Raw genomic sequence first — 20,975 nt, 5'->3', positions numbered from 1 at the left:
GCAGCAACACCGCGTTCCCCGTCACCGGGCCCTGGTCGATGCCGGGGCGGCTGTCATCCAGGGTCGCCACGCTGGCGAGACCTTGGATGGTCTGGTGGACGAACAAATCCTTGGGGCTGAAATGGATCCCGGCCTGACGGGCCCGGCTGACCACCTGGATGGAGATGATCGAATCGCCCCCCCAGTTCGAAGAAGTTGTCGCTGACACCCACTTGCGCTTGCCCGAGCACGCTTTGCCAGATACCGGCCAGCGCCTGTTCCATGGCGGTATGCGCTGCGACGTAAGCCTTGGGGCTGGCGCTGAGATCGGCTGGGGGGCAGCGCCTTGCGCTCCAATTTGCCGTTGGGGCTGACCGGCATTTTTTCCAGCCATAACCAGTGCTGCGGCACCATGTAGTCGGGCAAGGACTGGCTCAAATGCGCCTTGAGCCGGCCTTGCAGCGCCTGGCGCACGGCCTCTTCGGCGCTCAGTAATTCAGCGTGTGTCGGCACCACGTAGGCCACCAGCAGGCTACCGCCCTGGGCGATCACCACGGTTTCGCGCACGTCATCGTGCTCGGCCAGGCGCGCTTCGATTTCCCCCAGTTCGATGCGCAGGCCACGGATTTTCACCTGATGGTCCATGCGCCCGGCGTATTCGATCACACCGTCGGTGCGGTAGCGCGCCAGGTCGCCAGTGCGGTACAGCCGCTGGCCGTGGCCAAAGGGGCCGGTCACGAACCGCTCGGCCGTCAGCGCGGCGCGGCGGTGGTATCCACGGGCCAGTCCCTCGCCCGCCAGGTACAGTTCGCCGATCACGCCCACCGGAACCGGCGAAAGCTCGTCATCCAGGATGTAGGTGCCCAGGTTGGCGATCGGCTGGCCGATCGGCACGCTGTCGCGACCTTCCTCGACACAGGTCCAATGAGTCACGTCGATGGCCGCCTCGGTCGGGCCATAGAGGTTGTACAGGCCGGCGTTCGGCAGTTTGGCGAACACCTGCTGCTGCGCGTCCACCGGCAGGGCTTCACCGCTGCAAACGATGCGTTTGAGGCTGGTGCATTCGGCCACGTGGGGGTCTTGCACAAAAGCCTGCAACATCGATGGCACGAAGTGCAGCGTGGTGATGCGCTGTGCGGTGATCAACTCGATCAGTTGCGCCGGGTCACGATGCGCCCCCGGCGCGGCCATCACCAGCGTCGCGCCGGTCAGCAGCGGCCAGAAGAATTCCCACACCGACACGTCGAAACTGAACGGCGTTTTTTGCAGCACGCTGTCGGTGGCATCGAGCCCGTAGGCCTGCTGCATCCAGCACAGCCGGTTGACCAGCGCCGAATGCCGGTTGCCCGCGCCCTTGGGCTTGCCGGTGGAACCGGAGGTGTAGATCACATAGGCCAGGTTCTCGCCGTCGACCACCACGTCCGGATTTGTGTCGCGACCTGCGTACACCCCGTCATCAGGCAGGTCCAGCACCAGGCTGTCGATCCCTTGCGGAATCGGCAACTGATCGAGCAAATGCTGCTGGGTCAGCAGCAAACCAATGCCGCTGTCCTCGAACATGTAGGCCAGGCGATCCCGTGGGTATTCCGGGTCCAGCGGCACATAGGCACCACCGGCCTTGAGAATCGCCAACAGCCCCAGAACCATTTCCACCGAACGTTCCACGGCGATGCCCACCAACACATCCGGGCCGACGCCATGCTCAATCAAGGTGTGAGCCAGGCGATTGGCCCGGGCGTTGAGCTCGCCGTAGCTCAGGCGTTGCTCGCCGAACACCAGCGCCGGGGCATCCGGCGTCCGGCGTACCTGTTCTTCGATCAACCCCTGGACACTGCGATCGAGCGGGTACGCAACCGCCGTCGCGTTCCAGTCGACGAGCAGGCGCCGACGCTCGACAGCGTCCAGCAACGTCCACTGCGCAACCGGGCGATGCAGGTCCTGCACCAAGCCGTGCAACAGGTTGAGCCAATGCTGGCCCATGCGTTCGAGAGTGGCCGGCTCGAACAGGTCCGTCGCGTAGATCAACGCAGCGTGCAGGCCCTGCGGGCTGTCGGTGGTCTCCAGGCTCAGGTCGAACTGCGCGGTGCGCTGCGCCCAGCCAAGGGGTTCGACCGCCAGGCCCGGCAATGCGTCTTCAAAGACCGAGGCGGTTTCGTTGCGGTGGTTGAACATGGCCTGGAACAACGGGCTGTGGCTCAGGTTACGCTGGGGCTGCAAGGCATCGACCAATTGCTCGAACGGCAGGTCCTGATGCATCTGCGCCGCCATGGCCGTCTGCTTGAGTTGTTGCAGCAAATCGGCACCGGTCAGATCGCTGTGGAACTCGGCGCGCAGCACCTGGGTATTGACGAAGAAACCGATCAACCGTTCGGTTTCCAGGCGTTGACGGTTGGCAATCGGCACCCCGACGCGGATGTCGGCCTGGCCGCTGTAGCGGTGCAGCAGGGCCTGGAAGGAACCGAGCAACAGCACGAACAGCGTGACGTTTTCCCGCCGGGCCAGGGCCTTGAGGGCATCGCTCAACGCAGGATCCAGCACAATCGGCAGCCGCGCCCCGCGCAGGCTTTGCTGGGCCGGGCGCGGATGGTCGGTGGGCAGTTCCAGCAGGGGTTGCTCGCTGCCCAGTTGCGCGGTCCAGTAGGCCAGTTGCCGATCCTGTTCGCCGGCGGCCATCCATTGGCGCTGCCAGACGGCATAGTCGGCGTATTGCACTTCCAGCACGGGTAACTGCGCGGGCAGCCCCTGGGTGAACGCCGAATACAGGCTCATCAGATCATCGACCATCACCTGCAACGACCAGGCGTCGGAAGCGATGTGGTGCAGGGTCAGCGCCAGGACGTGGTCCTGCTCACCCAGTTCCAGCAATGCCACGCGCAGCAGCGCATCGTTCAAGAGATCGAACGGGCGTTGTGTCTGCTCTTCGAGGAAGGCCTGAATGCTGGCCTCATCCGCTGCGCTCAGCCGTTGTTCGACGAAGCTGACGTGCCCCTGCGGGCGAATCACCTGGCAGGTGCGTCCATCGTCTTCCACGAACACGGTGCGTAAGCTTTCATGCCGTTGCACCAGCGCTTCAAAGCTGCGGCGCAGGGCGATTTTGTCCAAGGTGCCGCGCAATCGCAGCGCCGTGGGAATGTTGTAGGCGGCACTGTCCGGGTCCATTTTCCACAGGAACCACTGGCGCTCCTGGGCAAACGACAGCGCCAGCGGCTGGTCCCGCGCCACGGCGACCATGGCCTGCGGCTGCGGGCCCGACCCGGCGTCGAGGGCCGCGACAAAATCCTGCAACGTGCTGTATTCGAACAGGCTGCGCAGCGGCACCTCGATATCCAGCAGCCGACGGACCCGCGAAACCACCTGGGTCACCAGCAACGAGTGCCCGCCCAACTCGAAAAAGTTGTCGTGCAGCCCCACGCGCTCAAGCTTGAGGACCTCCTGCCAGATCTGCGCCACTTGCTGCTCGCGCTGGCTGCGAGGCGCCACGTAGGCACGTTGCAACTCGCTGGCATCCGGGGCCGGCAACGCCTTGCGATCGACCTTGCCGTTGGGCGTCAGCGGTAGTTGCGCCAGGAACAACAGGTGCGCCGGAACCATGTACTCGGGTAGCTGCGCCTTGAGCGCGGTTTTCAGCGAGGCGCGCAACGCGGCCTCGGCCTCGGCCTCGGCGCCCAGCACTTCAGCCGTGGCGGGTACGACGTAGCCCACCAGTTGCGCCCCGGTCGGGCCTTCATGGGCCACCACCACGGTTTCACGCACGCTCGTCTGGGCCAGCAACGCCGCTTCGATTTCCCCCAGTTCGATCCGCAAGCCACGGATCTTCACTTGATGGTCGATACGGCCGATGTACTCGACCACGCCTTCGGCCCGATAACGGGTCAAGTCGCCAGTGCGGTACAGCCGCTCGCCCGTGCGCGAAAACGGATCGGGCACGAAACGTTCGGCGGTCAGGGCCGGGCGTTGGAAATAGCCGCGGGCCAGGCCTTCACCGCCAATCAGCAGCTCACCCGGCGCACCGGGTGGGTTGAGCGTCAGGTCGCTGCCAACGATGTACAGCGCGGTGTTGTCCAGGGGTTTGCCCAGGAACGGACGGCTGCTTTCCGGGCTCAAGGGGTGCACCGCCGACCAGATCGTGGTTTCGGTCGGGCCGTAGAGGTTCCAGACCTTCGGCGAAAGGGCCAACAAGCGTTGCGCCAGTTCCAGGGGCAACGCCTCGCCGCCACACAGGAACGTGCGCCCGGCCAACAGCGCAGACTGCTCGTGATCCAGCAGCATGCGCCAGCTCGAAGGGGTGGCTTGCAATACGGTCACGTCATGGCGCTCGATCAGCGCCAGCACCGCTTGCGGATCCTGGTGGACGTTCTGGCCGGTCAGTACGATGCTGGCCCCGGCCGACAACGGGCCGTAGATTTCCAGGCCAAAAATGTCGAAGGAAAACGTCGTCAGGGAAAGCATGCGATCGCTGGCCACAAGGCCTGGCTGGGCGATCATGCTGACGACGAAATTGCTCAGCGCACCGTGGCGTACCATCACGCCCTTGGGTTTGCCGGTGGAACCGGAGGTGTAGATGACGTAGGCCAGATGCTCGGCGGTCAGTGGCACCACCGGACAGCTGCGCGGTGCGGCCTGCAGCGCGGCGTCGGGCTGGTCCAGCAACAGGGTCTGCAGGGTGGCCGGAATCGGCAGCAGCGCCTGCAAACGGGCCTGGGTCAACAGCAGTTCGATGCCGCTGTCCTCGATCATGTAGGCCAGGCGATCCTCGGGATACGCCGGGTCCAGGGGCACGTAGGCGCCACCGGCCTTGAGGATCGCCAGCAGGCCGACGATCATCTCGACGCTGCGCTCCACCGCGATGCCCACTGGCTGGTCAGGCGTCACGCCCAGGGCCATCAAGCGGTGGGCGAGCTGGTTGGCGCGCGCGTCCAGTTGCCCATGGGTCAGGGTCTGTCCATCGATGGTCAGCGCCAGCGCGTCGGGGGTCTGGCGCGCTTGTTCGGCGATGCGCCAGTGCACGCATCCGGTTCCGGCACCGTGGTCGGCCACGCGGTACCAGTCTTGCTGCGTCAGGCGCTGCTGGGCGGCGTCAAGCAACGGCAACTCACCGATACGTTGTTGCGGCGTCTCGACAATGCCTTGCAGCAGGTTCTGCCAGTGATGGGCCAGGCGTTCGATGGTCTGCGCTTCGAAAAGGTCGGTGGCGTAGGTCAGCTCGGCGGCAACACCCTGCTCGGTTTCATAGGTGCCCAGGGTCAGGTCGAACTGGGCGGTGCGCCCTTCCCACACCAGGTCCTCGATGCTCAGCCGTGGCAGCTGCAACTGCCGGTCCTGGGTATCACTGGCTGTCTGGTGGTTGAACATGACCTGGAAGATCGGGCTGTGGCTCAGGCTGCGTTCCGGTTGCAGGGCTTCGATCAACTGCTCGAAGGGCAAGTCCTGATGAGCCTGGGCGGCCATGGCCGACTGCTTGACCTGAGCGAGTAAGCGATCGAACGGCAACTGCCCATCGACATCGGCGCTGAGCACCTGGGTGTTGACGAAAAAGCCGATCAGGCCCTCGGTCTCGACCCGGTTGCGGTTGGCCACGGGCACGCCGACGCGGATCTGTGGCTGGCCACTGTAGCGGTGCAGCAACGCTTGGAACGATGCCAGCAGCACCATGAACAGACTGGCCCCTTCACGCTGGGCCAGTTGCTTGAGCGCCGCGCCCAGTTCCGGCGACAGGTTCAGGTCCAGGCGCGCACCGCGAAAACTCCGCACGGGTGGGCGTGGGTGATCGAGGGGCAGCTCTAAAACTGGTTGTTCGCCACCCAGGGTCTGGAGCCAATAGGCCAGTTGCCGCTCGCGCTCACCGGCCTCGAGCCAGTGGCGCTGCCAGATGGCGTAGTCGGCGTACTGCACGGTCAGTTCCGGGAGTTCCAGTGGCTGGCCGGCAGTGTCGGCGGCGTAGTAGCGCACCAGTTCATCCACCAGCACCTGCATCGACCAGCCATCGGAGATGATGTGGTGCTGGATCAGCGCCAGCACATGGTCGTCTTCGGCGATTTGCAACAGTGAAACCCGCAGCAGCGGCCCCTGGCGCAGATCGAATGGGCGCGCGCTTTGCGCCTCGACGAAGGCCTTGATGCTGTCGTCCTGGCTGGCCGGCGAACCGGCGGGCAACGCGTGGACCGCAATACGCAGCGGCATGTGCGGGTGGATGACCTGCACGGCCTGCTCGCCATGCTCGATGAAAGTGGTGCGCAAGCTCTCGTGGCGCTCGACCAGGGCGTTGAAGCTGCGCTCCAGGGCGGCCACGTCCAACGGCCCCTTGAGGCGCAAGGCACTGGGGATGTGATAGGCCGAGCTGTGCGGGTCCATCTGCCACAGGAACCACTGACGTTCCTGGGCATAGGACAGCGCGATGTGTTCGAACCCGGAGCGCACCTCGGGGATCGGCAGGTTGGCCGGCGAGACGCCTTCTTCAAGCATTTTTTCCAGGTACAGCCGGCGTTTGTCCAGCGGCAGAGTGATAAAGCGCTTGGCAATCCTCAAAGCAACACTCTTATCCATCAGACTTCCTCCATTTCATCAAGCAGGGCTTCCAGCTTGTTCAGTTTCTGTTCGTTGATTGGCCCGTCCCCGGTGTCCAGTTGCGCGACAAAATCCCCCAGGACGGGATGCTGGAAAATCAGTTGTGGGGTCAGCGTCAGCCCCAGTTCGAGGGCCAGGCGCGAGACGGCATTGACCGCCAGCAGCGAATGGCCGCCCAGCTCGAAGAAGTGATCGTTCAGGCCCACGCGTTCCACCGTGAGCACCTGGGCCCAAATCGCCGCGACCTGCTGCTCGAGTTCACTGGCCGGCGCGACATAACCGGTTTGCAGCAAGCCGGTCTCCGGGGCCGGCAAGGCCTTGCGGTCGAGTTTGCCGTTGGGGGTCAGCGGCAGTTGATCGAGGAACAGCAGATGGGTCGGAATCATGTAGTCGGGTAGGTGTTCCCTGAGGCCGGCCTTGAGCTGGTCGCGCAGGGCGCGCTGCGCTTCGGTGGCGTCCAGGTTCAGCGCTGGGGCGACCACGTAGGCCACCAGTTGCTGGCCTCCCGCCGCGTCCTGGGCCAGGACGGCCACCTCCCGCACCTCGGGTTGTTGCAACAGCCGCGCTTCGATTTCCCCCAGCTCGATACGGAAGCCGCGGATCTTCACCTGATGGTCAATCCGGCCCTGATATTCGAGCACGCCATCGACGCGATAACGGCTCAGGTCGCCGGTGCGGTACAAGCGTTCGCCGTTTCTGGAAAACGGGTTGGGCACGTACTTCTCGGCGGTCATCGCGGCACGGCCGAGGTAGCCACGGGTGATGCCCGCGCCGCTCAGGTACAGCTCGGCTGAGACGCCTTGGGGCACGGCTTGCAGGTCGGCGTCCAGCAGGTAGCTAGCGGTGTGCTTGAGGGGTCGGCCGATGTTTGCCGTGCCGCCGGAAGTGCGGCGGGTCCAGGTGGAATAGGTGGTGTCTTCCGATGGGCCGTAGAGGTCGTAGACATGCTCAATCCCACACTGGTACAGCGCTTCCACCAGGCTCTGCTTCAACGGCTCACCGGCCAGGTTGATGATGCGCACGCTGGCCGGGATTTCACCGCTGCGCTGCAACGCACCAATGGCCGACGGCACGGTGTTGACCAGGCGCACCTGATCCCGGGCCGGCAAGTGCGGCAACTCCAACGCGTTACGAGCGATGATCAGCGAGCCGCCATTGGCCAGGGTCACGAACAGCTCCCACACCGACAAGTCGAAACACACGGAAGTCGATGCGAGCACGCCTTGGATATCGTCGCGGCTGTAGACCGATTTCGACCAGTCGATCAGCGCCAGCACGTTGCGATGGGCAATCGCCACGCCCTTGGGCTGGCCGGTGGAGCCGGAGGTGTAGATCACGTAGGCGAGGTTGTCTGGCATGACCTGGGTGTGGGGTGTGCTCAGCGGGTAGTGCGTCAGGTCGAGTTGATCCAGCATCAACACAGCGGTCTCGGCCGCAACGGTCAGCGTCGCCGCCACCGCTTGCTCAGTCAGCAGCACCCGCGCGCCGCTATCGTCGAGCATGTAGGCCACACGTTCGGCCGGATAGTCCGGGTCCAGCGGGACGTAGGCGCCACCGGCCTTGAGCACCGCCAGCAAGGCGATCAGCAACTGCTCGGAACGCGGCATTGCCACGCCCACTCGCACTTCCGGGCCCACACCCAGTTCGATGAGTCTATGGGCCAGGCGATTGGCCTGGCCGTCCAATTCGCGGTAGCTCAGACGGGTGTTGGCGAAAGTCACCGCCAGGGCCTCTGGCGTGGCTTCGACCTGACGAGCGATCATCTGGTGAATGCACAGCGTTTGCTCGAACGGGGCGTCCATCGGGTTCCAGTCATGGGTCAGACGCTGATGCTCATCGAACTCAAGCATCGACAGTTCACCCAGGCAGCGCTCGCCATGGGCGGTCATCTGCCCCAACAGTTGAGCCAGGTGCGCCGCCAGCCGTGCCACGCTGGCGGGCTCAAAACTGGCCCGCTGGTAGCTCATGTGCACTGACAGCTGCCGATCGAGGCCCACCAACAGCGTCAGCGGGTAGTTGGTCTGCTCCTGGGTGGCCACCGGGCCGAAGCGCAGGCCGTCCGGCGCGCCTTGCTCCAAGGCTTGGGCAATCGGGTAGTTCTCGAACACCAGCAGGCTGTCGAACAGCGTTTCACCGCCCTGCCCGGCCCAGCGCTGGATGTCCAGCAACGCGGTGTGCTCGAACTCCCGCAGCGCCAGGTTCTGCCCTTGCACCGTTTGCAACCAACTGTCCAGGGACTGCTCGGCCCGCGGGCTGGCGATCACCGGCAAGGTGTTGATGAACAGGCCGATCTGCTGCTCGATGCCGGGAACATCCGCCGGGCGGCCGGCGACCGTCGCACCGAAGGCCACCGTGTCTCGACCGGTGTAACGCTGCAACAGCAGCAACCATGCCGCCTGCACCAAGGTGTTGACGGTGACTTTCGAGGCGCGGGCAAAGGCCTCCAGGCGTCGGGTCAGCGCTTCGTCCAGCACCTGGACATGATCGCCATGACCGGCCTGGGCCTGGGCCGGCTTCGCCATGACGTCGGCCAGGCGCGTCGGGGTCTCCAGGCGTCGCAGCGCAGGCGTCCAGAACGCTTCGCTGGCGGCCTCGTCCTGGCGTTGCAGCCAGGCAATGTAATCGCGATAACGACCGGCCGGACGGGCCACGCTGTCACCCCGGTAATGCTGCAAGACTTCGCCGAGCAACTGCGCGCTGCTCCAGCCGTCCATCAGGATGTGATGGTTGGTGTAGATCAGGTGATGACGGTCGGAGGCGGTGCGCACCAGCACCAGGCGCATCAGCGGCGCCCGGGTCAGGTCCACGCCTTGGGCACGTTCTGCGTCGGCGAGGGTTTGCAGGGCATCATCAATATCAGTGCGCCCGCTCCAGTCGAGCACACGGAACGGCACCTCGACCTGACGCTGCACGATCTGCACCGGCTGCGCCAGGTCGCCCTGCCAGAAGAAGCCGCTGCGCAGGATGTCATGGGCATCGACCACGGCTTGCCAGGCGGCGCGGAAACGCTGTGGGTCGATGCCCTCGACGTCGAGGCGCATCTGGTTGATGTAGTCGCCACTGCCCTGCTCGAGCACGGTATGAAACAGCATGCCCTGCTGCATCGGTGACAGCGGGTAGATGTCGTCGATGGCCTGGGGGTGTTGGACCAGGGTGTCGAGTTGCGCCTGGGTCAGCCGCGCCAAGGGGAAATCCGACGGCGTCACGCCACGGCTGTTGTCGTCGCAGCAATGGGCGATGAGCGCGGTGAGTTCCTGTACATAGTCATCGGCCAGGCGCTGGATGGTCGCGGCGTCGAACCTGTCGCCGCTGAAGGTCCAGCTCAAGTCCAGCTCGCCGCCGAACACTTGGCCGTCGAGGGCCAGCGGGCTGCCCAGCGGGCCTTGCAGGTTCACTTCTTCGCCGCCGCGCTCGGTGGTCGGCACGAACAAGGCCTCGTCGGCCCCATCGAAGCTGCCGTCAAACTGGCCGAGGTAGTTGAAGGTCAGTTGCGGTTTCGGCAAGGCTTGCAGGGTTTGGCGCGCAGAGTCATCGCCCAGGTGCGCCAAGGCGCCGAAGCCAATGCCTTTGTTGGGGATGGCGCGCAGTTGCTCCTTGATCTGCTTCAGCGAGGCGCCGAGATCGGCAGCCGGGGTCAGCTTCGCGGGGAACAGGCTGGTGAACCAGCCGACGGTACGAGTCAGGTCGACGTGGGCGAACAACTCTTCGCGGCCGTGGCCTTCGAGTTGCACCCACACGCTGTCGTCGCCGGTCCAGCGCACCATCACCCGCGCCAGTGCGGTCAGCAGCAGGTCGTTGACCTGGGTGCGGTAGGCCGCCGGGGCCTGCTGCAACAGTTGCCGGGTGAGGGTTTTATCCAGTGCCGAGCGGATCGTCACGGCTTGGCTGTGTTGCTGCCCGCCCTGGGGATTGTCCCACGGCAACCCCACCGAAGCGCCTTGCAACTGTTGCTGCCAAAAGCCCAGTTCGGCCTGCAAGGGTGCGCTGGCCGCGTAGTCCTGCAACGCGGCGGTCCAGGCTTGGACCGCACTGGTCTTGGCCGGCAGTTGCACCGCCGTGCCCGCGAGCATCTGCCGATAAGCGCTTTGCAGGTCTTCGAACAGAATCCGCCAGGACACCCCGTCCACCACCAGGTGATGCACGATCAGCAACAACCGCTGCGTGCCATCGGCGAGGTTCGCCAGCAGTGCGCGCAGCAGCGGGCCGCCGTCCAGTTGCAGGCTGCGCTGGGCCTGGTTGCCCAGCACTTCCAGCTCAGCAAGATCGGCGACGTCGGCCTGCCACAGCAGCGTGCCAGCGGCCTGCGCCTCGACGTCACGGTAACGCGCGGTCCAGCCTTCGCCCTGCTCGATAAAGTCCAGGCGCAAGCTGTCGTGGTGCTCGATCAGCGCGCCCAAGGCCTGCTCCAGCGCCTGTGCATCCAGCGCCTGCGTCGGCTTGAGCATCACCGATTGGTTCCAGTGATGGCGGTCGGGGATCGGTTGGGCGAAGAACCATTGATGGATCGGCAGCAGTGCGGTTTCGCCGGTCACGGGTTGCTGGTCGATCGGTTGCAGCGGTGCGCCGGTCTGGACCACGGCGGCCAGGGCCTCGATGGTCTGGTGCTGGAACAGATCCTTCGGCGTGAATTGGATACCGACCTGGCGGGCGCGACTGACCACCTGGATCGAGACGATGGAATCGCCACCCAATTCGAAGAAATTGTCCTGCAGGCCGACTTGCCCGAGCTTGAGCACGTCCTGCCAGATGGCGGCCAATTGCTGCTCCAACGGGCTGCGTGGGGCCATGTAGTTTTGCTGCAACTGGCTGACGTCGGGCTTGGGCAGGTTCTTGCGGTCAAGCTTGCCGTTGGGGGTCAGCGGCAAGCGTTCAAGCAGCAGCAGATAGGCCGGGACCATGTGCGCCGGAAGGGTCGCCTTGAGCTGTTCGCGCAGGTGCTCGGCGAAATCCTTGCGCACGGGTTCATCGGCCACCGCATAGGCCACCAGGCGCTTGCCGCTACCAGCCGGGCCTTCTTGAGCCACGACGACCGTTTCGCGCACGCCATCCAGGGCTTGCAGGCTGGCCTCGACTTCGCCCAGTTCGATGCGGAAACCGCGGATCTTCACTTGGTTGTCGATACGGTCCAGGTAATCGAAGGTGCCGTCGGCGCGTTGGCGCACCAGGTCGCCCGTGCGATACAGCAAGCCGCCTTCAGCACTGAATGGATCAGCGACAAACCGCTCGGCCGTCAGCCCCGGGCGGTTCAGGTAGCCCCGGGCCAGGCCGCTGCCGCCCAGGTACAACTCGCCGGCCATGCCTTGGGGCAGCAGGTTCAAGTCAGCATCCAGCACGTAGGCGCTGCGGTCGCCGATGCGGCTGCCGATGGGCGCATACGCGGCGCCGCACGTCACGTCACGGCCGGCCTTCCAGATCAGCGGCGTGACCACGGTTTCGGTCGGGCCGTAGCCATTGATGATGAAGTCCGGATCAAGGGCGCGCTTGACCCGTTCGAAACTGGCGTTGGGCACCGCATCACCGCCGAAGCAATAGATGCGCACCTTGGGCGGGTTGCCCTCGCGCTCGGCGTGTTCGGCCAGTTGTTGCAGGTACACCGGCGGGAACGCCACCACCGTCACGCCGTGCTCGCGCATCGCGTTATAGGTCTGCTCCGGGGTCCACAGACTGTCGTCACGAATCAGCAGCGAGGCACCATGGGTCAGGCTGGTGAGCCAGCGCTCATGGGCACCGTCGAAGGCGAAGGACATGAAATGGAATTCGCAATCGCTGCTCTGCATTTCATAACGTTCGCCGATGGCCTGGCAGTGCATCGCCAGCGGACCATGGGCCACGCTCACGCCCTTGGGGTTGCCGGTGGAACCGGAGGTGTAGATCACGTAGGCGAGGTTCTGTGGATCGACGGTGATCGACGGTGCATCCGCCGGTTGCAGGCTCAGGTCCAGGCGATCGAGTTCCAGCACCTGGGCGGCGGCTTCCAGGGGAAGTTGCTCCGACACCCGGGAATCAGTGAGCAACAGCGCCAGCCCCGAATCCTCGATCAGGTACGCCAGGCGTTCACGGGGGTAACTGGTGTCCAGCGGCACGTAGGCAGCGCCGGCCTTGAGCACCGCCAGCAGCGCGACGATCACCCCCTCGCTGCGCGGTAGGGCGACGCCGACGCGGGTTTCCGGGCCCACGCCACGGGCGACCAGTGCATGAGCCAATTGGTTGGCCCGACGGTCGATGTCGCCGTAGCTGAAACGTTGTCCATCGAAGATCACCGCGGTGCTGTGCGGTTTCAGCGCCGCCAGATGGGCGATGCGTTGATGCACGGCGATGTCGGTCGGGTACGGTTGCGGGTGGTTGGCAGCCTGTTGCGCCTGGTGTTCCTCAGCGCTGGCCAGGGCGATCTCGCCGAGGCGACGCTCGGCGGATTCGGCAAACCGTTCCAGCAGGTGCAGCAATTGCGCACTCAAGCGCTCGATGGTCGCGACGCTGAAATGCGCCTGGTCAAAACTCATGTGCAGCGCCAGCGTCTCGCCCAAGGTCACGCCCAGGGTCAGCGGGTAGTGCGTCTGATCCTGGTTGGCGACCTCTCCGAACACCACGCCTTGGGCGGTGCCACGTTGCAACGCCGCGGAGATCGGGAAGTTTTCGAACACCAGCAGGCTGTCGAACAGCGCTCCCCCGCCCTGCCCGGCCCAGCGCTGGATGTTTGCCAGCGGCGTGTGCTCGAACTCGCGCAGGCTCAGGTTCCGGGCCTGCACGGCAGCCAACCAGGCGGCGACCGTCTGGTCCGGACGCGAGCCTGCGATCACCGGCAAGGTGTTGATGAACAGGCCGACCTGTTGCTCGATGCCAACCAGTTCTGCCGGTCGCCCGGCCACGGTGGTGCCGAACGCCACGCAATCGCTGCCGGTATAACGCTGCAACAGCAGCAACCACGCCGCTTGCACCAAGGTGTTGACCGTGACTTTCTGCTGGCGGGCGAATGCGTTGAGACGGCCCGTGCGCGGCGCATCCAGCGTGTAATGCCTGAGCGCGTGAGCGCTTTCGCTGCGCACTTCAGCACTCGCCGCGGCGGCGTTCGCCAGCAGCGTCGGCTCCTGGAGATCGGCCAGTTGCCCCAGCCAGAACGTTTCGCTGAGGGCCGTGTCCTGGCGCTGCAACCATTGGATGTAATCGGCATAGCGGCTGACCGGACGCGGCGGCTGTTGACCGGCGTAGCGTTGCAGCACTTCGCCAAGCATCTGCGCGCTACTCCAGCCGTCCATCAGAATGTGATGGTTGGTGAAAATCAGGTGATGACGCTCATCGCTCAACTGAATCAGCGTGACCCGCAGCAGTCCGGCCTGAGTCAGGTCGAACCCCTTGGCCAGGTCGGCGGCGGTGAAATCCTTGAGGGCCTGGGCAACATCATTGCGCCCGCGCCAATCGAGCAGGGTGTAAGGCAGCGCCAGGCGGCGATGGATGATCTGCAACTGCTCCTGCAACTCACCCTGCCAGATGAAGCCGCTGCGCAAGATCTCGTGGGCGTCCAGGGTCGCCTGCCATGCGGCACGGAAACGCTCGGGGTCGAGGCCATCGACATCCACGCATAGTTGGTTGATGTAGGTGCCGGTGCCCTGCTCGTACAAGGTGTGGAACAGCATGCCTTGCTGCATCGGCGACAGCGGGTAGATGTCCTCGATAGCGGCAGCCGGCACTGGGATCGCGTCCAACTGCGCCTGGGTGATACGCGCCAGCGGGAAATCCGACGGCGTGACGCCCATGGCATCGGCCAGGCAACAATGGTCGATCAGCGCTTCCAGTTCGCGGGCATAGTCATCGGCCAGACGGGCGATGGTCGCCTCGTTGAATTGCTCACTGCTGAACGTCCAACGCAAGTCGAGCTCGCCGTCGTAGACCTGGCCCTCGATGCCCAGCCCGTTGTCCAGCGGCGCATCGAGGCTCTGCTCGAGCCCGGCGCTTTCGCCCGCCGGGCTGAACAGCGCACCCTCGCTGGCATCGAAACTGCCGTCGAACTGACCGAGGTAATTGAAGGTGATGCACGGCAATGGCAAGGCCTTGAGACAGGCTTGTGCCGCGTCGTCGCCCAGGTAGCGCAGCACACCAAAACCTATGCCCTTGTTCGGGATCGCCCGCAACTGCTCCTTGATCTGCTTGATCGCGGCGCCCACGCTATCGGCAGGAGTCAGCCGCACCGGGAACAGGCTGGTGAACCAGCCGACCGTGCGGGTCAGATCGACGTCGCTGAACAGCTCTTCGCGGCCATGGCCTTCCAGTTGGATCAGTGTGTCGGCATGCCCGGTCCAGCGGCAGATCACCCGCGCCAGGGCGGTCAGCAGCAGGTCGTTGACCTGGGTGCGATACGCCGCGGGGGCCTGTTGCAGCAGTTGCTGGGTGAGGGTTTTGTCGAGTCGGCTGTGCAGCACTTTTGCGTATCGGCTTTGCCGGCTGCCTTGGGGGTTGTCCCAGGGCAGATCCACCACGGCGCCTTGCAGTTGTTGCTGCCAGAAGGTCAATTCGGCGCGCAGCGTTTCAGTGCTCGCGTAGGCCTGCAGATGTTCGCCCCAGGCCTTGTAGGCGCTGGTCTTGGCCGGCAACCGGAGGGTGGCTCCGGCACTGGCCTGTTGATAAGCCCGTTGCAGGTCTTCCAGCAGGATGCGCCACGACACGCCGTCCACGGCCAGGTGGTGCACGGCCAGTAACAGACGCTGGCTGCCATCGGCCATGTTCGCCAGTACCCCACGCAGCAGCGGGCCCTTTTGCAGGTCGAGGCTGCGCTGGGCCTTGGCACAGAGGTCTTGCAGCTCAGCGGCGCTCAGGTTGTCTGCGGTCCACAGCAGCTCGGGGTCGATCGCCACTGGCGCCACGTCGGCACGCCAGCCCGTCGGGGTTTCGGTGAAGCGCGAACGCAAGGCATCGTGATGCGCCACCAAGGCGTTGAGGGCCTGCATCAGCGCTGGCGCCTGCAACGGCAGGTGGCTGCGCAACAGGACAGCCTGGTTCCAGTGGTGACGCTGGGCAATGACGTCCTCGAAAAACACCTGCTGGATAGGCAGCAACGACAGCTCGCCGCTGACCGGTCCTTGATCGATCTGCAGGCCACTGCCGCCCTGCTGCGCGACACTCGCCAGGCCTTGTACGGTTTGATGCTGGAACAGGTCACGGGGGGTGAAATGGATCCCCGCCTGTCGCGAACGGCTGACCACCTGGATCGAGATGATCGAGTCGCCGCCCAGCTCGAAAAAGTTGTCGGTCAGGCCGACCTGCTCAAGCTTGAGTACGTCTTGCCAGATGGCCGCGATGCCTCGTTCCAGCTCACTGCGGGGCGCGATGAAGGCTTGCTGCAACTGGCTGGCATCGGCTGAAGGCAAGGCCTTGCGGTCGAGCTTACCGTTGGGGCTCAGCGGCAACTGCGCCAGGAACAGCCATTGCGCGGGCACCATGTAATCCGGCAGGTGTTCCTTGAGCTGCGCCTTCAGGGTGTCCCGCGCCGCGCCCTGCACCTCGGCCGAGGCCGACACCAGCGATGCATCCTGGGGCACCACGTAGCCCACCAGTTGCAGGCTGCTGCCACCCTGCACCGCCAGCACGACGGCTGCGTTTACCGCGTCCAATTCCAGCAGGCGTGCTTCGACTTCGCCCAGCTCGATGCGCAAACCGCGGATCTTTACTTGATGATCAACGCGCCCGACGTATTCGATCTGGCCCAAGGTGTTGAAACGTGTCAGGTCGCCGGTGCGATACAGGCGCGCGCCGGTGGTGGAAAACGGATCGGGAATGAACCGTTCGGCGGTCAAACCCGGACGCTGGAAGTAACCGCGCGCCAGCAGCTCGCCGCCAATCAGCAACTCGCCGACCACGCCCACAGGTGTGGGTTCGAGGTGCCCATCGAGCAGATAGGTATGCCGGCCTGGCAGCGGTTGACCAATGGGCAAGGTCAGCGGCAGCGGCCGGCGATTGAAGACGTAGTCGCTGCAATCAAGGGTGGTGGCGGTGACCGTGGCTTCGGTCGGGCCGTAGGTGTTGAGCAGCTTGACCCGCTCGAGCCCGGCCCGACGCCAGGCCTGCACGCCTTCGGGCGGCATCGCCTCGCCACCGCTGTGCACCTGGCGCAGCGCCGCGTAGTCACGCGGGCCGGCAGCGGCGAACTCCTTGGCGATCATGTTCCAGTAGGCGGTGGTCAGGTCCATGACCGTGATGCCCTGCTCGACGATGTGGCGGTACAGGGTTTCGCTGTCCCACACCTCGTTGCCACGCAGCAGCACCGAGGCGCCGCAGGTCAGCGGCCCGAACAGTTGCTCACCAAAGGCATCGAAGTTGAACGTGGCGAATTGCAGCACGCAGTCGGCACTGCTCAAGCCGTAATAGTGCTGCGAGGCGAACGCATGCTTGCTCAGCGCGCCGTGGCTGATGCCGACGCCTTTCGGGCGCCCGGTCGAGCCGGAGGTGAACATGACGTAGGCCAGGCTGTCGGCCCACACCTGGCGTTGCAGATTGCCGGGCTCGGCGTCTTCCCAAGACGGGCTCTGATCCAGGCACAAGCAACGCACGCCCTCGGGCACAGGCAGGCGTTCAAGCCAATGGCTTTGGGTCAGGAGCAGGCGACTGGCGCTGTCTTGAATCATGAACCGCAGGCGATCAACCGGGTACTGAGGGTCCAGCGGCACGTACGCACCACCGGCCTTGAGCACGGCAAGAATGGCGACCACCAGTTCCAGGCTGCGGTCGACGGCAATGCCCACCAGCACATCAGGACCGACACCCGCCGCCACCAACGTGCGCGCCAGGCGATTGGATTGGGCGTTGAGCTGGCCGTAGGTCAATCGTTGTCCGTCGCAGATCAAGGCGATGACGTCCGGGCTGCGTTCAGCTTGCGCCTCGAACAGCTCGTGTACCGGGCGCTCGCTCGGCCAGGTCGTGTCGTGGCGCGCCCACTCGGTGACCAACTGCCGATACTCGGCCGGCGCCAACAACGCCAGTTCACCGACACGCTGCTGCGGGTCGTTGACGATGTTGCGCAACAACAGCGTCCAGTGCCGGGCCATGCGCTCGATGGTTTCGGGGTTGAACAAGTCACTGGCGTAGGTGAACGCCGCGTGCAATTGGCCGCCCTTTTCGTAGGTGTCCAGGCTCAAGTCGAACTGGGTGCTGCGCGATTCCCATTCGATGACGCCCAGCTCCAGACCGCTGCCGACTTTCAGCGTGGTGACGTCGGCCACCTCCGGCTGGTGGTTGTACATCACCTGGAACAATGGGTTGTAGCTCAGGCTGCGCTCAAGCTTCAGCGCCTCGACCAGTCGCTCGAAGGGCAGGTCCTGGTGGGCCTGGGCGCCGAGGGCGGTTTCCTTGACGTCACGCAACAGGTCGCCAAGGCGGGCCTGGCCATCCAGTTGCACCCGCAACACCTGGGTGTTGACGAAGAAACCGATCAGCCCTTCGATTTCCTGGCGGTTGCGGTTGGCGACCGGAACCCCGACCCGCAGGTCGTCTTGTCCGGTGTAACGGTGCAGCAGGATACTGAAGGTACCCAGCAACAGCATGAACAAGGTCACCCCCTGTTGCCGGGCCACGCCACGCAGTTGCTCGACCAGCTCGGCCTCCACCACCTGTTCCAGGCGACGACCGCGATAGCTCGGCAGCATCGGGCGTGGGTAGTCGAGGGGCAGCTCCAACACCGGATGCTCGTCGCCCAGTTGCGCTTGCCAGTAATCGAGTTGCCGCTGCAGCTCGCCGGCCTCCAGCCAACGGCGTTGCCACAGGGCGTAGTCGCTGTACTGGATCGGCAAGTCGGCCAACTGCGGTGCAACGCCCGCCTCATGGGCGTCGTAGAAACGGATGAACTCATCGATCAACACGTTCATGGACCAACCATCGGAAACGATGTGGTGCAGGGTCAGCAGCAGCACGTGCTCCTGCTCATCGAGCTTGAGCAATTCGACCCGCAGCAACGGGCCGCAGGCCAGGTCGAAGGGCCGCATCGACTGGGCCTCGGCGGCCAGGCGAACCGCCTGCTCGCGCTCGTCGGCCGGTATGGCACTGAAGTCCGCGTGGTCGATCACCAGCGGCGCGCTGGCCGGCACCTGCAGGAGACGGTCGTCGGCCTGGCGCTGGAACACCGTGCGCAGGGTTTCATGCCGCGCCACCAGACTGGCGAAGGCTTGCTCCAGGGCCGGCAAGCTCAACACACCGCTGAGCCGCACCGCCCCGGGCAGGTTGTAAGCGCCACTGTCCGGCTCCAGTTGCCAAAGGAACCACATGCGCTGCTGGGCATAGGACAACGCCTGGCGATCCTCGGCCTCGACGCCCTGGGGGATAGGAAAACCGCTGAACTCCACGCCCTCCTTGGCCAACGCCGCGAGGAACATCCGGCGCTTGTCCAGGGGCAACCCGATAAACCGGCGAGCAAGTTTCAAGGCGTCTTCAGCATTCATTTCTGGGGTATCCGGAATCAGTGGGCACAAGGCACAAAGGCAAGTCGTCCCTATAAAACGAATGCAGACCGGAAAAATTAGCGTTTGAGAATGGATATCAGGAGGGAAGGAGTAACCGTGGCGAGGGAGCTTGCTCCCGCTCGGCTGCGCAGCAGTCGCAAAATCTGCCAGCCTCGAAAGAACGGGCGCCTGGTCTGGCAGGGAGGGTCGCTTCGCAACCCAGCGGGAGCAAGCTCCCTCGCCACAAAAGCAGGTTGCTTGTGAATTCGCGGATTAGGCGCTGATCGCCAACCCATGCCGCCGATGATGCACGCTCAACTGATCCTTGATCAGCCGCAACACCTTGGCCTCGTGCTCATGAATGAAGAAGTGCCCACCGGCCAGCATGTCCACCGAAAAGCTGCCCGTGGTTTCCCGGCGCCAGCCAATCAGTTGCTCCGTGGTGGCCTTGTCGGCGGCGCCACCGAGCACATGCACCGGGCAGTTGAGCGGCGGTCGGATTCGCGGCTGGAAACGTCCGCACAGCAGGAAGTCGGCTCGCAGGACCGGCAAGGTCAGGGCCATCAGCTCTTCGTTGGCCAATATTTCCTCGCTGGTACCGTTGAGGGTGCGCAGTTGCTCGATCAGTTCAGCGTCGGTTTTCGGTTCGGCGAAACCGCGGTCGTAGTCGGCCCGCATCGTCGGTGCCGCGGTGCCGGACGCAAACAGCGCCACCGGCTCCGGGCAGCCGAGCTCACGCAGGGCATGGGCGATTTCGCAGGCCAGCAGCGCGCCCAGGCTGTGACCGAACAAGGCGTAAGGGGCCTGGAGCGTCGCGGACAGCTCCCGCGCCAGTTGCATCGCCAACGGGCCCATGTCGGTGTGCAGCGGCTCGTCGAAGCGCGCCCCGCGCCCCGGCAGTTCCACCGGTTGCACATGCAGCCACTGCGGCAATGTGCGCCGCCAACGGCTGTACACCATCGCGCTGGCGCCGGAATAAGGCAGGCACAGCAGGGTCAGTTGGGTCACTGCGGTTTTCTCCGATCGGTCGTGTAGGGAAGATAACGAAATCGTAACCTACAGAATTAGTCAAAACCGTTACGTTCGCTACATCGTCTTCGCCCGACCTTATACTGGCGGCACCTCGACTCACTGCGCCGCACAGGAGAACGCCATGGGCTGGTCCGCCAAGCAATACGTCACCTTCGAACAGGAACGCACCCGTCCGTCCCGGGACCTGCTCGCCGCCATTCCCCCCACACAGGCCCGTTCGGTGATCGACCTGGGGTGTGGCCCGGGCAATTCCACCGAACTGTTGGTGGAACATTTCAGCGGTGCCACGGTGCGCGGCCTGGACAGTTCCAGCGACATGGTCGAGGCCGCACGCAAACGCCTGCCCGCCGTGGCGTTCGACACCGCCGACATCAGCCAATGGGATGAACCCGGGCCGTTCGACGTGATCTTCGCCAACGCCGTGCTGCAATGGCTGCCCGACCACGCCACCCTGCTACCCTCGCTGGTGGGCAAACTCGCCCCCGGTGGCAGCCTGGCGATCCAGATGCCCGACACCCTGCACCAGCCCTCCCACCGCCTGATGCGGGAAATCGCCGCCAACGGCCCGTGGGCCAGTCAACTGGCCGGGGCGGGTGATTCACGGACCGAGGTAGAGGACGCCAGCACCTATTACGCGATTCTCAAGCCCCACTGCAGCCGCGTCGATGTGTGGCGCACCACCTACCATCACCCCTTGGCCGGTGGCGCCGCAGGCGTGGTGGAGTGGTTCAAGGGCAGCGGCTTGCGCCCGTTTCTCGAACCGCTGGATGAGGCGCAACGCGAGCAGTATCTGGCGCAGTACCTCAAGGCGATCGAACAGGCTTATCCCGCCCTGGACGATGGCACCGTGCTGCTGCCGTTTCCTCGGGTGTTCATGGTCGCGACGCGCTAGGGCGACGGTCGATGACGCAGCGATGGGGGCTAAATTTCTGCTCCAGGCCCTCGTTACCTGCTAAGACCAAAAACCCGCAAGAGTGACCG

The 20,975-nt window shown here is 64.8% G+C and carries 4 protein-coding genes; 1 reads left to right on the top strand and 3 read right to left on the bottom strand.

Translation table 11 applies throughout. From position 1 onward, the window contains the following. Positions 1 to 21 precede the first annotated feature (21 nt). The 3 genes from TK06_RS33280 to TK06_RS00010 form a co-directional block, all read right to left on the bottom strand. Positions 22 to 6,522, bottom strand: coding sequence for an amino acid adenylation domain-containing protein (locus TK06_RS33280; RefSeq protein WP_428993584.1), 6,501 nt, complete (start codon positions 6,520 to 6,522; stop codon positions 22 to 24). Beyond that, positions 6,522 to 18,962 carry a non-ribosomal peptide synthetase gene (locus TK06_RS00015; RefSeq protein WP_063320263.1) on the bottom strand — a complete coding sequence of 4,147 codons (12,441 nt, stop codon included), beginning with the start codon at positions 18,960 to 18,962 and terminating at the stop codon, positions 6,522 to 6,524. The genes TK06_RS33280 and TK06_RS00015 overlap by 1 nt, the downstream gene beginning before the upstream one ends. 273 nt (positions 18,963 to 19,235) lie before the next feature. After that, complete coding sequence (locus tag TK06_RS00010; RefSeq protein WP_063320262.1) at positions 19,236 to 19,970, bottom strand: thioesterase II family protein; 735 nt, start codon at positions 19,968 to 19,970, stop codon at positions 19,236 to 19,238. A 145-nt stretch (positions 19,971 to 20,115) separates the two neighbouring features. Here TK06_RS00010 and tam point away from each other — a divergent pair, with 145 nt between their 5' ends. Then, positions 20,116 to 20,886: a trans-aconitate 2-methyltransferase gene (gene tam / locus TK06_RS00005; RefSeq protein WP_063320261.1), complete on the top strand. Its 771-nt coding sequence runs from the start codon at positions 20,116 to 20,118 to the stop codon at positions 20,884 to 20,886. The last annotated feature ends 89 nt before the right edge of the window (positions 20,887 to 20,975 follow it).

It is taken from the genome of Pseudomonas fluorescens, assembly GCF_001623525.1.
GTDB lineage: Bacteria > Pseudomonadota > Gammaproteobacteria > Pseudomonadales > Pseudomonadaceae > Aquipseudomonas > Aquipseudomonas fluorescens_Q.
The sequence above is the reverse complement of the archived record's forward strand: the minus strand, read 5'-3'. Positions and strand labels throughout refer to the sequence as shown.

Bases quoted from the DNA above. Each gene is read 5' to 3' on its own strand.
- TK06_RS00015 (WP_063320263.1), bottom strand. From the start codon at position 18,962: ATGAATGCTGAAGACGCCTTGAAACTTGCTCGCCGGTTTATCGGGTTG.
- TK06_RS33280 (WP_428993584.1), bottom strand. From the start codon at position 6,522: ATGGATAAGAGTGTTGCTTTGAGGATTGCCAAGCGCTTTATCACTCTG.
- tam (WP_063320261.1), top strand. From the start codon at position 20,116: ATGGGCTGGTCCGCCAAGCAATACGTCACCTTCGAACAGGAACGCACC.